This is a genomic window from Frankia sp. CoBUL1 (assembly GCF_978021245.1).
This window is the reverse complement of the sequence record NZ_CDXDOS010000078.1, coordinates 1-14,070: the sequence shown is the minus strand read 5'-3', so window position 1 is coordinate 14,070 and position 14,070 is coordinate 1. Positions and strand designations below refer to the sequence as shown.

The following is a 14,070-nucleotide window of genomic DNA, read 5'->3' as shown; positions in this document are numbered from 1 at the left end:
AACACCCCGATCGCGCAGACCCGACGGCGGCCGTCGGCCTCCCGGCAAAGGTGAACGGCGGTGTGGAGCGCTGCCGCGATATGGCTGTGGACCGCGGGGCGGGACAGCCCGGCGAGGGCTGCGAGAGCCTCCAGGCGGGTGGGCAGCGCACTGGTGTCGTTGGCGTGCACGGTGCTCAGCCCGCCCTCGTGATCGGTGTTGAGGGCGACGAGGAGATCGAGCACCTCGGGGCCGCGGACCTCGCCGAGCACCAGCCGATCCGGGCGCATGCGCAGCGCCTGGCGGACCAGATCACGCTGGGTAACCTTGCCGGCGCCCTCGATGTTCGGCGGGCGGGCCTCGAGCCGCACCATCCCCGGACGGTCCATGACGAGCTCGGCGGTGTCCTTCACCAGCACGATCCGTTCGTCGGGGCGCACCGCTCCCAGTAGCGCGGCAAGCAGTGTGCTCTTGCCCGAGCCGGTGCCCCCGGTCACCACGATCGCAAGTCGGGCGCTCAGGACCGCGTGCAGCACGGCCGCCACCGCCGGGCTCATTGTTCCGGCGAGCACGAGTTCGTCGAAGGTGAAGGGGCGACGCCGGGTCCGTCGCAGCGACAGGCACGTACCCTGCACCGCGATCGGTGCCAGAACCGCGTGCAACCGGGTTCCGTCGCGCAGTTGCACGTCGGCGAAGGGCATCGCGGCGTCCAGGAGCCGCCCGGCTGTCGCGGCGAGACGAACGGCCAGGCGCCGCACCGCTTCCTCGTCCGCGAACGCGACCGAGGTACGGATGAGCCGGCCCCGGCGTTCCACCCAGACCTCGCCGGGCCCGTTGACCAGGACATCGGTGACGTGCGGATCAGCGAGGAGGGGATCCAGCGGGCCGGCTCCGGGCGGCTCCGCGGGTGCGGCCACCGGTTCCGGTGGTTCGAGCGGTTCTGACGGTTCGAGCGGTTCCGATGGGATTGCGGACGGCGGTGAAGATCGTGTGGAGACCGCGGGCCTCGCGGCCGCTCGGGCAGCCGGTGAGGCCGCGTGACCTGTGGCGGGGAATGGGGACCTGCGTCGCTCGCCGAGCCCGGTCATGACCAGGCCTCCGGATCGGGCCACACCCGTGGCCCGAGAACGCCGAGGCGGGTCAGCAGCTCCTCGCTGAGGCGATCGATGGTGTTCCTGTCGGCTGAGCCGCCGTAGCGGTCGCGAGTGGGAACCGAACGGTTCCGTCGGCTGCTGATCACCCCGGCCAGTGGCACGCCGAGCATCGTGGCGATTGCCTCCGGGGTGAGGCGGTCGGACGGGTGCAGCCGGACGACGGCGCGCACATCGGCGGACCGGCGGATGGCGGCCGAGCAGACACGTTCGGCCGCCACGATCGACGGCAGGTCCGCGGGCGTGACGATCAGCACCGTCTGGCAGGTCCGCAGGGCCACGGTGGTGCCCGCGTCGACTGCGGTGGCCGCCGGATTCCCTCGGCTGGGGAGATCCAGGATCACCAGGTCGGACGTGCAACGAGCGGTCGCGAGCAGGGTGGCCATCGTCGCCGGGGGAACGCCTGGGCTGACGGCGGGATCCCAGGACACCACGGAGAGGTCACCCCGGCGGGGCAGCCGGTCGGAGCAGGCGATCGGCCCGACCGGGCCGTTCCCGTCCATCTGGTCGTGCTGGTCGTGGCGCGTGGGAAACAGCGGCGCCAGGCTGGAGGTCTCCCCGCCAGGGAAGGCACCGGACATGGACGGCACGAGGCGGGCGAAGGCGGGGGCGAGCCCGCCACCGTGCGGATCCGCGTCGATCAGCATCGTGCGCAGGTCGTGCCTCAGCCCGGCCAGGGCCAGCGAGACGGCCAAGGTGGAGGCTCCCGTCCCGCCGCGGCCGCCGATGATGCCCAGTGTCACCGAACGATGCCGATCGAGGCCGTCGAGATCGCTGAGGAGGTCGACCAGCCAGGGCTCGGCTTCGGGAAGGAAGATCACGTGATCGGCGCCGATGCGCACGGAGGCGTCCCACACCCGGCCGTCGTCGACGTGTCCTCCGACCAGGACTACATGCCGTCGATCGGGCAGCGTGGCCGCGATGCATGGCTCGACCTCGTCCATTCCGACGATGACCAGGGGAGCCGACGTCCAGTTGCGGCGCACCGCGCTCATCTCGGTGGCGACCGTCATCGACACACCGGCGGCCGCCGCAAGCCGCAACAGATCGTCGAGTAGGTCGGGAATGGCGGTGACGATGAGCGGGCGTACGACCGGACCGTGGTTCTCCGCGGCGGTCAGCAGGGGCGGAGCAGGGGACATGGCGGCCTCGTTCCCATCGGGGTCGGGGAAGACGTGGTCTCACCATGCGCCGGGACAGGCCCTGTGGATGACCGCCCTCCACAGGGCCTGAAGATGTTCTGATGGAGGTTTCGACCGGCCGAGACCTGCCGAGGCCGCAGGCCGGGAACGCGTGGCTGCCGCCCACGTGGCAGGAGGGGCGGCGGCCCACGCAGGGGTCCGCGCCGAGTGGTTCATACGGGCAGGTTCGTTGTGGTCCATCCCTGCAGCGGATCCGTCAGGTGCGTCAATCGCGCCGTAAGTGTGGATCAGGTTCGGGCGAGCGCCTCGCAGACGGCGAGGGACTCCCGCGCGGCGAGTTCCAGGGCCTTCGCGCAGTGCCGTACCCAGATGGCCACGCCGTCGGCGCCGCCACCGACATAGGCCGCGGCGGCCTCGCGGTACCCGGCGTGGGCCTCCCCGGCGTGGGCGTCCCCCGCGCGGTCCACCCGCAGGATGCTCGCCGGGTTCTGTCCCATCTCGAGATGTCCCACGTCGGTCGCCGTGAGTGCCTTGGGATCGAGGCCCCGGCCGATCAGGACCAGACGGGCGGCGGCCCGGGCGATGACCCCGTCGAGGGCGCCGAACGGTCGTAGGGCCAGCAGCTCCCCGTGCACCACGGCGGCCACCACGATCGCCGGCGCGCTCGTGGGCGCGACGAGGAGTCCGGTCAGGCCATCCAGCCGAACCGAGGTCTCCACCGAGTGGGGAGGCGGGCCCAACCGCAACGGGTCGAGAATCTCCCGGGTGCCGGCATCGGCCCGCGGACGACCGAGCTCGTCGCCCGGGACGAAACCCCGGCCCAGCAGCACGTGCATGCGGGCCAGGGCCTGTCGCGGTGCCCGCTCCCAGGCCGGAACCAGGATGCCCAGTTCGGCGTAGAGCCGAACCGTGCCGAGGACGACAGGTAACGGATGGCCGGATCCGGTCATGGCGGCGTCGTTCCGTGTACCGCGGTCGGTGACCGCTCCGGCCTTCGACGCGTCCGTTTCCTCCGGGCCGGGGAGCACGCCTTCGGGCCCGGACCGGGCCAGGTGCGCCCGCAACTCGTCCAGGCTGATCTCGTATCCCTCGAGGGCGGCGCAGGCGCGGGCGGCCCGCAACGATGCCTCCGCGGTCACCTCGGCGCTCTGGCGGCGCAGAACGCGGTGGCGCAGAAGCGTGTCCACCGCGGATCGGGCGCTGTCCGCGGCTTCACGCACCCCGGGCAGAGCGGCAACACGGGCGAGTGGATCGGCGGCGAGGATTGTTCCAGACGGGCGGAGACTCACAGCTCGCACGCTACCCGTCCGCGCCATGCGTGCTGGGCCGTGCGTGCTGGGCCGTGCGGGGTCGGACCGTCCAGGCCAGGCGGGCCGGGCCAAGCGAGAAGACGGTGAGACCCGTAGGAGGAGTCACAGGTCTGAGCCGCGTCGTTGGGCCCCCAGGCGGCTCCGCGCGGGGGAGACTGCGTAGCGGGACCGGGGCGGCGGACCGCGTCACGACAGGGGGGACGGTCGGCCGGGAGGGTACTTGACGGTATGGACCGGAGGGGCCCGGGGCGGATGGCCTCCGGTGGGGCCTCCGGTCCGCCGCCGGTTCGGACCCTGTCGGATCAGGGTGCCTGTCGGATCAGGGTGGTAGCGCGAACTGTCCCGCCGTCCAGCACGGGCGGGTCGCAGCCAGAGGGAGGACCAGAAGTGTCGATCGCAGCCGGGAAGGCTCGGGACGGCCGTGAGCCGACGCTGGGTGAGCTGGTGGCCCTGGCCACTCGCGATGTCTCGTTGTTGGTTCGTCAGGAGATCAACCTGGCCAAGGCCGAGCTTGCCCAGCAGGCGGTGTCGGCTGCGCTCGGAATCGGTTTTCTGGCGGTGGCGGCAGGCCTCGGGTTCTGCGCTCTGATCGCCGTCACGATCTTTCTGGGAGAGCTGTTCACCTGGGCCGGCATCGAGCGTTTCTGGTCCTATCTGCTGACGGCCGGTCTCTACCTCGTCGTCGCGGGGCTGCTGGCCCTGTTCGCGATGGCGCGGTTGCGCAAGCTCTCCCCGCCCGAGCGGACCATCCAGACCGTGCGCGACGACATCACCTGGCTACGTAATCCGACGACCGCCCCAGCCAGGTCGGCGGGTCCGGTCGGACCGGGAGACGCGGTCGGGTCGGCGGGTGCGGCCGCCCACCCGGGTCAGCGCGGGCACTGACGTCCTGTTCGGTGTCCGCCGGTACCCAAGCCTGCAGGCGCGGTCGGCACAGGGTCTGGCGAGGGAGCCGGCGGCGGACGTTCGAGGGCCGGCGGCGGACCTCACGACCGGCTCGTCACGAGCACCGCCGGTCCGGGGCCGGGGGCTGGTCTGCCATCCTGGCAGGCGATGGAGGACACCGTTCCCGAGCCCGCCACCGTCCTGGTCGACGGGCCGTGGCGGCACCGTGACGTGTCTGCCAACGGTACCCGGCTGCACGTGGCGGAGTTGGGGAGCGGCCCGCTCGTCCTGCTGCTGCATGGCTTCCCGCAGTTCTGGTGGGCCTGGCGTCACCAACTCACCGTGCTGGCGGCGGCGGGCTACCGCGTCGTCGCGCCGGACCTGCGCGGCTACGGAGCGAGTGACAAGCCGCCTCGGGGCTATGACGCCTTCACCCTCTCCGATGACGTGGCCGGTCTGGTCAGAGCATTGGGGGAACCGGACGCCGCGGTCGTGGGCCACGACTGGGGTGGGCTGCTTGGCTGGACCACTGCGGTCCGTCATCCGATGGTGGTGCGTCGACTCGCGATCCTGGCCATGCCCCATCCGCTGCGGCTGCGGCACCAGATCGCGGCGGATCCTCGTGGTCAGGGTGTCGCCAGCCGGTACATGCTCGGTTTTCAGCTGCCGTGGCGGCCCGAACGGGTCCTGGTGGCCGAGGACGCCGCCCACGTCGCAACGCTGCTACGCGGCTGGGGAGGACCGGGGTATCCGGATGCCGAGGCCGAGCGGCGATATCGATCGGCGATGCGCGTTCCCGGGGTGGCGCACAGCTCCCTGGAGTACCACCGGTGGATCTTCCGGTCGTTATTCCGGCCTGATGGGGCGCGTTTCGGTAGTGTCCTCCGTCGGTCGCTGCGGATGGAGACCCTGCAGATACACGGGGAAATGGACCGTTGTTTCCTGCCGTCCACCGCCCAGGGCTCCGGGCGTTACGTCAGCGGTCCCTACACCTGGCGTCTGCTCGGTGAGATCGGGCACTTCCCGCATGAGGAGGCCCCCGACCTCGTCAACGCCGAACTGCTCGGCTGGCTTCGTCCCTGAGCGTCGCCCGGCCACCGGTGCGGGAGTACGGGAGGTCAGTCGCACCCCTGCGTGCTCACCTCCGCCGTGGCGATTACCCCGGCGGCGGCAGGCCTGGCCACTTCGGCGGCGCTCAGGGCGTAACCGGTGTCGCTGTCGTTGACGGCCGCGGCGAACACGACGCCCAGGACGTCTCCGCTTTCGGACAACAGGGGTCCACCGGAGTTTCCCGGCAGCACCCGTCCACGGACCGCGTAGATGTCGCGCAGGACGAGGCCGTGCGAGTAGATGTCCGGGGCCTGGGCGGTCTGATGGTCGCGGACACGCGCCGCCACAGTGGTGTATGGCCCGTCCTGGGGATAACCGGCGATCACCGCGGCGTCTTCGGCCGCGGCCGGTGGGTTTGTCCGGAACCGCAGCGGCGGCCGTTGCAGGTCCGGCACGCGGAGCACGGCGACGTCCCGGTCGGGGTCGAACAGGACGACCTCGGCCGGCAGGGTGCGCGAGGCCAGCACGACCACCGGACGGTGCACTCCGGCTACGACGTGCGCGTTGGTCATCACGCGCTGCGGGGCGATGACGAATCCGGATCCCTCGACCCGTTTGTCGCAGGAGCTGGCGACGCCACGGATTTTCACGATGCTCGCCGCCGCGTTGCGGACCCCGGCCGTCCGGGTGGAAGCGGGATCGGGCGGATCGGCAGCGACGATGCGCCCGCCGCCCAGCCCGGCGAAGACCTCGGGGAAGCCGTTGTCGTCAGCCAGTTGGCGCAGGTCGGCGAATGCACTGCGGACCTCGTTGGGCATCCCGGCGTCCACGGTGGCGAGGATCCGCGATTCCCGGACCGAGTGGGCGAGGGACTCGAAGGGCGATCGATCGACGGCCGTCGCCAGCAGCCAGGCGACAAGAACCACCGATAAGCCGGAGAGCACCGCACCCGCGGCGGCATCGACGGCCCTGCCGGGGCGCCAGGTCACCCGGTCCCGGCTGGCGACCCCGATCGCGGTGCCCGCGACCTGCCCGACCAGGGCGAGACCGAGCACGGCCAGGAGACCGACCATGGCGCCGTGGCTCTCCTGGCCGATCAGTTCGGCGAAGGGCTTCGCGACCTTGGCACCGAGCACACCACCGCCGAGGAAGCCGACGAACGACAGCGCGCCCACCAGGAAGCCCTGCCGGTACCCGGAGATCGCGAAGAGTACGACGAGCAGGAGAAGAACGATGTCCAGGACGTTGAGCACGGCGGGCGTCGGTTCGACTCAGAGGATCTTCAGTGTGGCTGTCATGTTGGGATGCAGAGTGCAGACCACCGGGTAGCTACCCGGTTTCGTCACGGAGAAGGTGATGCTCTGTGACTCTCCCGCGGAGACGATGCGCGTGTGTGCCTCGGGAATCCGCGGAATGACGAAGTTGTGCGGCGGGGACTGCGGCGCGACCGAGAAGTCGACGCGGATCCGCCCCGGCCTGGCCACCAGTTCCATCGCGGAGAAGTGCAGGTTCGGCAGGCCCGTGACGGCGAAGATCTGCAGGCCGCCCGCTCCCTCGGTGGGAGTGAGGGAGGGCCCCGTCGACGTGCCGTCCTTGCCCGAGCCTCCGCAACCCGCGGCGCCCAGGAACAGACCGAGTGCCAGTCCGAGAGCTACCGTGAGCCGGCCCAGCCGGGTTGTCCGCCTGGTCCAGCCCGTCCGGTCCATCCAGGTCACCCGAGCGGGCGGGTGCTGGGTACCACCCGGCCGTCGTGACCGCCCCTGCCGGGAGGAGTGGATGGACGGTCGCGGTCCCGCATGGTCACGGTCCGCGGTGCTGGTCATCAGCTGTGCCTCTCGTCGCAGGGCGATGCCGGTGCCGCCGGCGGGCTGGACCTGTCCAGTGGACCGGACTGTAGCGGTGGGTGGGGCAGTGCCGGTGGGCTGGTTGTCTGTGCGGGCACGACCGGGGTCCCGCTGGTCGTGGCCCGCGCGACCGGGCAGTCGATGAGCTCGGTGTCGTTCCACGGCAGTTCCCACTCGCCGAGACGGAGAAGAACATCGAGGATGCCCGCGGTGAAGCCCCACACCAGCATGCCGCGGACCCGGAAGGCGGGTCCGGCGAGGCCGGTGCGGTGGCGCAGCATGACCCGGTTGGCCGGGTCGGCCAGCTCCGCGAGTGGCACCCGGGTGACCGACGACGTCTCGGCGGGATCGACGGGTACGACCGCGCACGGAGTATGCCACCAGCCGATCACCGGGGTCACGAGATAACGACTGGCGTGCAGGTAGAGCGGGGATGCGACGGCGAGCACCTCGACCCCCGCGGGGTCGAGGTGCTACCTCCTCCTCGGCTTCGCGTAGCGCCGTGTGCACCCGCGACTCGTCCGTCGCGTCGGTGGCGCCACCGGGGAATGCGGGCTGGCTGGCATGGCTGCGCAGCTCGGCCGCCCGTTCGAGCAGGAGGATGTCCGGCCCCTCCGGGCCATCATCGCCGAACAGGATGAGTACGGCGGTCGGTCGAGCATCCGCGCCCGCATGACCCGGATGGGTCCGGCTGGTCACGAGGGCCTGCCCGGCCTTCTCCGCCAGAGCGCGCAGCCAGGCCGGGGGCGGGGGGACGGTGGTCCCGTCAGTGTCGAAGGCGCCGTCGGCGTTGGCTGGCAGCTCGGTCATCGCAGGGTTTCGACGTCGCTGCGTGTTCCCCGGACCAGCCGGGCCGCCTCGGCAGGCTCGGTGGGGCCGAGCCCGAAGGACGGGCACAGCCGGGCCAGCCCGCAGGCGCCGCAGGCCGGGCGGCGCGAGTGACAGATCCGTCGCCCATGAAAGATCATGCGATCGGAAGCGATGGTCCAGTCCCGCTGTTCGATGAGCGCCGCCAGGTCCGACTCGACCTTGACGGGGTCGGTCTGAGTGGTCAGCCCAAAGCGGCGGGACAGCCGCCCGACGTGGGTGTCGACGGTGATTCCGGGAACGTCGAACGCATGCCCGAGCACGACGTTCGCCGTCTTGCGACCGACGCCCGGCAAGGTCACCAGGGCCGCCAGCGACCGTGGAACCTCACCGTCGAAGCGTTCGGTCAGGGCCGCGCCGATGCCGATCAGCGAGTTCGCCTTGGCACGGAAGAACCCGGTCGGCCGCAGCATGTCCTCGAGTTCGGCGCGCTCCGCGCCCGCATAGTCAGCTGCGGTCCGATAACGGGCGAACACTCCGGGAGTGACCTCGTTGACCTTCTTGTCGGTGCACTGGGCCGACAAGACGGTGGCAACCAGCAGTTCGAGAGCGTTGTCGAAGTGCAACGCGATGCGGGCGTCGGGATGGATATCGCCCAGCAGACGCACTATCCGGCGAGCCCGCCGGGTCTTCGTGAGCGGGGTCTCGGCCGCGGCGTCGACGGTTGCGGGCATGTCTGGCAGCGTATCTGCCGGTCGATCCGCCCGTCCGGCGCCGCTGCCGGGTGGTCCGAACGGGCCCCGGCCAGGTGGCCAATGCGCGACACACCCACCCCCGGTCGCATGCGATGGTCGCCGGTCGGCCACCATGGAGAGGTCATGTTTGTCATTGCCGCGGTCACCTTTCCCCTGCTGCTTCTCGGCCTTCTGCTGGCGATGGAACGGGTGGAACGTCCGTTGAATGCCGCTGACACCGGTAAGGGCCTCGAGGGCTTCCTCGACAACGCCCGGCCGGACGAGGTCAGCACCTTCGTCAATCAGGGCCTCCCCGCCGCGTTGGAGCGCTACCGGCGGCGCCTGCGCCGACCGCCGCCGGGCAAGCATCGAGCCGCCTGACCGCGCGGGGCTGGGCTGTGCCGATCGGCCCGTCGGGTCCAGGCCGGGCCGTGCCGATCGGCCCGTCGGAGCCCTGTCGATCGGCCTGTCGGAGCCATCTGGGGGTCCCTGGCCGTGCTCTCTGCCGATAGTCCTGGCATGCTCAGGACTGTGGAGGATCTGCTTGCCCGTGTACCACTGTTCGTAGGGCTGTCCGAGCAGGACCGAATGGCCCTCTCCGACCATCTTGATCGGCAGGATGTCACCCGTGGGGACGTGCTGTTCCGTGAAGGAGATGTCGGGGACCGGGTCTTCATCGTCCTGTCCGGAAAGGTGAAGATAGGACGTCAGTCGGCCGACGGCCGGGAAAACCTGCTGTCCGTGATGGGTCCCGGAGACTTGTTCGGGGAGCTGTCGTTGTTCGACCCCGGCCCACGCACGGCTACCGCTACGGCAGTCACGGATGCATCGTTGCTGTTGCTGGAACATACCGCGTTGCGTCCCTGGCTGCGATCACGCCCGGAGGCGGGCGCGATGCTCCTGCGGGAGCTGGCCCGCCGGTTGCGGCGTACCAACGACAACGTTGCCGACATGGTGTTCACGGATGTGCCGGGGCGAGTGGCGAAAGCCCTCCTCGACTTGGCGGAACGCTTCGGTGAGCCGGCACAGCCCGGCAACGAGGCCGCCGGTGTCCGTGTCGAGCACGGGCTCACGCAGGAGGAACTGGCCCAGCTGGTGGGCGCGTCCCGGGAGACGGTGAACAAGGCGCTCGCCGACTTCGCCACCCGGGGCTGGCTGCGCCTGGACTCCCGTGCGGTCGTGCTGCTCGATCGCGAACGCCTTTCCCGCCGCGCACGCTGAGACCGGCGACCGGCGACCGGCGACCGGCGAAAGGCTCGAGGTCCCGCCGGGGCCTCGAGCGCCGGTTGACGCGCGCAAGGCCCGGCCACGGGAGGTGACCGCTCCAGCGGTTCATCCGGCCGTCCCGGCCAGGCCCGCGGGGGTGATGGTCGCGCCGTCGGCGGCCCCGCTGACCGGCAGTCTCGCCAGCAGCCTGCGGGTCTGCGGCGCCTCGCTGACAGCCCCCGTGGCGGTCGCGGCCGCCAGCGCCCGCAGATAGGCGGCACGACCGCCTTCCAGATCGCCGTTGGCCACCAGCGCGGTGCCGAGCGCGCGGTAACCGAGCACCTGGGCGCGTACGTCCTCGGCATCCACGTTGACCGCGCGCCGGGCCACGGTGAGAGCCTGGGTGGGCTGCCCGGCATCCAACAGGATGCCGGCGAGATGGGCGTACGCCTGCCGGCGGGGGAACATCAGGGTTGCCGGTTCGCTTGCCGACAACGCCTCCCGCAACAGCTCGGTCGCCTCATCGAGCCGCCCGCGGGCCCGGGCGATCTGCGCGACCAGTACCTTTGCCCCGAGCTGGGCATGCGGGCGCAGCTCCAGCTGCGCGAGGTCCGCCTGCGCGATCTCGGCGGCCTGCCCAGCCTTGTCCACTTCGCCGGCGTCGAGCCAGGTCAGCCCGAGCAGCACCCGGGCCAGCGCGCCGACGACGACGTGTCCGCGGGCGGCCGCCTCGGCACACGCCTGTTCCAGGTACTCCGCCCCGCGGGCCGATTCGCCGGTGCCACGGGCCGCCAGCCCACGGGCGACCAGGGTCAGCATTGTTCCCCACGCGTCGCCGATGCTGGTGAACAGCTCAGCGGCCCGCTCCGCGTGGGCCTCGGCGGTGGCGATGTCGCCCAGCTCGGCGGCCGCTATCGCGTCGATGGTGAGGCAGACGGCCATCCCCCACTGCTCGCCCACGGAACTGGCTAGCTCGATCAGTTCGCGGGTGAGTTTGCGGGCCCGGGTGAGCTGCCCGGACAGCAGCAGCACCAGCGCCTCCGTGCCCCGGCACCAGCCGAGGCCGCCGGTGTCCTCGAGCCGGTCGAACACCGCGGACGCCTCGCGCAGCGTCCGCTCGGCGCGGGGATAGTCCCCCCGGGTGGTGGCGCTCCAGGCCAGGTGCTGCAACGCCCAACCGACCCCGCGGGGGTCGTCGACCTGGCGGGCGATCGCGAGGGCCTCGCGGTAGCGTTCCTCCGCCGCGTCGATACGGCCAGCGTTGTATTCGAGCATGCCCAGCCGGCGCAACGCGGCGGCCTCCGCACGGTCGTCACCGGCCTGTTGGGCCGATTTCAGGGCGGTGAGCAGGCACTGCGCCGCCTCCTCGGCGCGTCCCTGCTTCTGGCGCAGCTCGCCGAGCACGGAGAAGGCGGCGGCCCGTCGGACGGGTGCGTCGGTGCGTAGCGCGGGGCGTAGCGTGCGTTCGGCCTCATCGAGCTGGCGCAGCGCGACCAGGGCCTCGGCGTGCAGCACCCGCACGACGTTGTCCTCGTTCGTGTCGATGATGCCGCGGCCCAGACGGCGCGCGTTGGCCAGCAGGTCGGCGGCGGCTCGATGATCGTCTCGGGCTAGCGCCTCGCGCGCCAGCCGGACATGTGCATGGAACCCGGACATTCGGGACGACCAGGCCGGATCGGTGGCGGGAAGGTTCATCGATGCGGCCAGGTCATAGGCCCGCAGGGCGTGGTTCGCAACGAAGGTGGAGACGGCCCGCGAGCTGCCGACCATCGCTGTCACCCCCCAGCGCGCCGCCGTGGCATGCCGACGGGCCCGCTCGACCTTGGGTAGCCCGGCGTAGGCGGCGTCGCGGGCCATGGGATGGACGAACCGCCACCTCGTCTCCGTCGCCCGGGGCGGCCGGACGAGCTGGCGCTCGGTCAGTACCCGCAGCGCGCGGGTGACCTCCTCGGCGGGCCGTTCGTCGACCACCGGCAGCGCCTCGGCGGGAAACCGCGGGCCGAGCACCGCCGCCGCGCGCAGTACCGCCTTGGCCACCGGGTCGAGATCGTCGATGCGGGCGGCCAACACCGACTGCACCCCGGCGGGAAGAGTCGCCTCCGTCAGGGAGCCCTCGAGGACCCAGCCCGGCCACTCCCCATTGGTCGTCTCGGCCGACTGGTGCAGCATTCCGCGGTCGATCAGCAGGTTGAGCAGCTCCACCAGGAAGAAGGGATTGCCATGCACCCGGGAGAGCAGATCGGCCCGGCCGCGGGGCTCCAGCTGCACCCCGCCGAGATGATCCTGCAACAGGCGGCTGGAGGCCTCGAGGCTCAGCGGTTGCAGGGCGATGCGATGGATGTGGGGCAGTTCGGCGAGTCGTGGACCCGTCCGGTCCAGCAGCACAAGCAGAATCGGCCCGGACAACGCCGAGGCCAGCCGGCTCATCGCGTCGCTGAGCTGGCTGGTCGCCCATTCCAGATCGTCGATCATGACCAGGATGGGCCCGGAGGACGCGAGCGCGCCGAGGAGCAGGGCGACCGCGTCCACCGTCGCGTCGACGGACCGCTGCTCGGCCTCCGCGATGTGCGAGGCCCGGGCTGCCGGATCCCCCGGAGCCGCCGCGGTGGCGACGGCGGGCCGCCGGTCGAGGGGAACGCCGAGCAGCAGCAGCAGCCGGTCGGCGATGCCGGGTGGCAGCCGGGCACCGCTGTGCGGATGCGCCAGCCCCGCCACAGTTCGCCGGACGCGGTTGGCCACCCGGTCGAGGGAGTCACCGTCGGTCACCCCGCACGCGTTGCGAACGACGTCGACCAGGGGCGCCAGCCCGCGGCCGTCACCGTGCCGGACCGTCCGTCCCCAGAGCACCGTCGTGCCGGGGGTCCGCTCCGCCCGACAGGCGAGCTCGATGGCCAAGCGGGTCTTGCCGATCCCGGCCTCCCCGGTGATCAGTGCCACCTCGGGTGACTGGTTGGCGACGACCAGGTCGAACAGATCGGTCAGCGAGGCGAGCTCGGCGTCCCGGCCGAGGAACATGGCGTCGTCGGCGAGTCCGGGGCGGGCGACGTTCGACGGGCGCAGGCTCACCAGCTCATAGGCTGGGACGGGCTCCCGCTTGCCCTTGAGGACCAGGTCGGGCAGCTCTCGCCAGGTGGCCACGGACCGGGTGGCGAGCGCGGTCTCCCGACCGGCGTAGACGGTGCCGATCGTGGCGGCGGCCGACAACCGGGCGGCGGTGTTCACGGTATCGCCGATCACGGTGTAGGAGAGCGCGGCCTGCACCCCCGCGAGGACCTCGCCGGTGTTGACGCCCACCCGCAGGCCGAGCCGGCCGTCATCGTCACCCCCCGTGGAGGTGAGCACCAGCCGACGAACGGTCTCCTGCATCGCGGCGGCGGCCCGAACGGCACGTTCAGGGTCGTCCTCATGGGCGGTGGGAGCCCCGAAGACGGCCATGATGCCGTCACCGGTAAGGTTGTCGACGCGGCCGCCAACCTCGTCGATCTCGTGGGCGAGGGCGGCGAGGACCCGATCGGTCATCTCCCCGACGCGTTCCGGATCGCGATCCTCCGCCCAGGCGGTGAAGTCGGACAGATCACCGAACAGAACGGTGACGACCCGGCGCTCGGAAGCATCCACCGCGGGACTCTCGACCGAGGTGAACTCCAAGCCGCAGTGGTAGCAGAATCGTCCGCCCGGAACGGCCGCCGAGCTGCACCGGGGGCACCGTAGCGGGCCCGTGTGCGGAGCTGTGATCACCATGCCTGGGGCCTCCCGTCCGGGTGGCCGGTGGGTAGGGGGCCGAACCGGTTGCCCGGTTTTCGGCTGGTCGAAATCGTCATCCTGCGCACGGGCGGTTCCCTCCGTGCCAGAGTTTAGTGGCCTGGGTCTCCTTCCTCGAATCCCGTCTTGTCGGATGACCGACCGCAGCCACGTCGATGCTGCTGCGATACCGCTGCGTGATATCGGCCCGGTATCTCTTC

Annotated in this window: 12 protein-coding genes; 4 read left to right on the top strand and 8 right to left on the bottom strand. The window is 71.4% G+C overall.

Going from position 1 to position 14,070, the window contains the following annotated elements:
• The 3 genes from AC08OX_RS08360 to AC08OX_RS08350 form a co-directional block, all read right to left on the bottom strand.
• The coding region (locus AC08OX_RS08360; RefSeq protein ID WP_476607284.1) for a TadA family conjugal transfer-associated ATPase at positions 1-896 on the bottom strand (896 nt) is incomplete at its 3' end.
• A 167-nt stretch (positions 897-1,063) separates the two neighbouring features.
• Complete coding sequence (gene ssd / locus AC08OX_RS08355; protein WP_476607283.1) at positions 1,064-2,272, bottom strand: septum site-determining protein Ssd; 1,209 nt, start codon at positions 2,270-2,272, stop codon at positions 1,064-1,066.
• A gap of 287 nt (positions 2,273-2,559) precedes the next feature.
• Complete coding sequence (locus tag AC08OX_RS08350; protein ID WP_476607282.1) at positions 2,560-3,588, bottom strand: hypothetical protein; 1,029 nt, start codon at positions 3,586-3,588, stop codon at positions 2,560-2,562.
• A gap of 381 nt (positions 3,589-3,969) precedes the next feature.
• Here AC08OX_RS08350 and AC08OX_RS08345 point away from each other — a divergent pair, with 381 nt between their 5' ends.
• Both AC08OX_RS08345 and AC08OX_RS08340 read left to right on the top strand, forming a co-directional pair.
• Positions 3,970-4,467 (top strand): phage holin family protein, encoded by a 498-nt coding sequence (locus tag AC08OX_RS08345; protein ID WP_476607281.1) that lies wholly within the window; start codon positions 3,970-3,972, stop codon positions 4,465-4,467.
• Between the two features lie 168 nt (positions 4,468-4,635).
• Positions 4,636-5,550 (top strand): alpha/beta fold hydrolase, encoded by a 915-nt coding sequence (locus AC08OX_RS08340; RefSeq protein WP_476607280.1) that lies wholly within the window; start codon positions 4,636-4,638, stop codon positions 5,548-5,550.
• A gap of 35 nt (positions 5,551-5,585) precedes the next feature.
• Here the strand turns inward: AC08OX_RS08340 and AC08OX_RS08335 are convergent, their stop codons facing one another.
• The 4 genes from AC08OX_RS08335 to nth all read right to left on the bottom strand — a co-directional run bounded on the left by AC08OX_RS08335 (position 5,586) and on the right by nth (position 8,902).
• Positions 5,586-6,770, bottom strand: a complete 1,185-nt coding sequence (locus tag AC08OX_RS08335; protein WP_476607279.1) for a MarP family serine protease — start codon at positions 6,768-6,770, stop codon at positions 5,586-5,588.
• A gap of 18 nt (positions 6,771-6,788) precedes the next feature.
• Complete coding sequence (locus AC08OX_RS08330) at positions 6,789-7,340, bottom strand: cupredoxin domain-containing protein (RefSeq protein ID WP_476607278.1); 552 nt, start codon at positions 7,338-7,340, stop codon at positions 6,789-6,791.
• Positions 7,340-7,810: an NUDIX hydrolase gene (locus AC08OX_RS08325; protein WP_476607277.1), complete on the bottom strand. Its 471-nt coding sequence runs from the start codon at positions 7,808-7,810 to the stop codon at positions 7,340-7,342. Before AC08OX_RS08325 ends, AC08OX_RS08330 begins: the two co-directional genes overlap by 1 nt.
• A 357-nt stretch (positions 7,811-8,167) precedes the next feature.
• A complete protein-coding gene (gene nth / locus AC08OX_RS08320; RefSeq protein ID WP_476607276.1) occupies positions 8,168-8,902 on the bottom strand; it encodes an endonuclease III in 735 nt (244 codons plus the stop codon).
• 144 nt (positions 8,903-9,046) lie between these two features.
• On the opposite strand from nth, the gene AC08OX_RS08315 reads away from it, so the two are divergent.
• Positions 9,047-9,283: a hypothetical protein gene (locus tag AC08OX_RS08315; protein WP_023840719.1), complete on the top strand. Its 237-nt coding sequence runs from the start codon at positions 9,047-9,049 to the stop codon at positions 9,281-9,283.
• 138 nt (positions 9,284-9,421) lie between these two features.
• Positions 9,422-10,123, top strand: a complete 702-nt coding sequence (locus AC08OX_RS08310) for a Crp/Fnr family transcriptional regulator (protein WP_023840718.1) — start codon at positions 9,422-9,424, stop codon at positions 10,121-10,123.
• Between the two features lie 111 nt (positions 10,124-10,234).
• Here AC08OX_RS08310 and AC08OX_RS08305 read toward each other — a convergent pair whose 3' ends face one another.
• Positions 10,235-13,849 carry a tetratricopeptide repeat protein gene (locus tag AC08OX_RS08305; protein ID WP_476607275.1) on the bottom strand — a complete coding sequence of 1,205 codons (3,615 nt, stop codon included), beginning with the start codon at positions 13,847-13,849 and terminating at the stop codon, positions 10,235-10,237.
• Between the last annotated feature and the right edge of the window lie 221 nt (positions 13,850-14,070).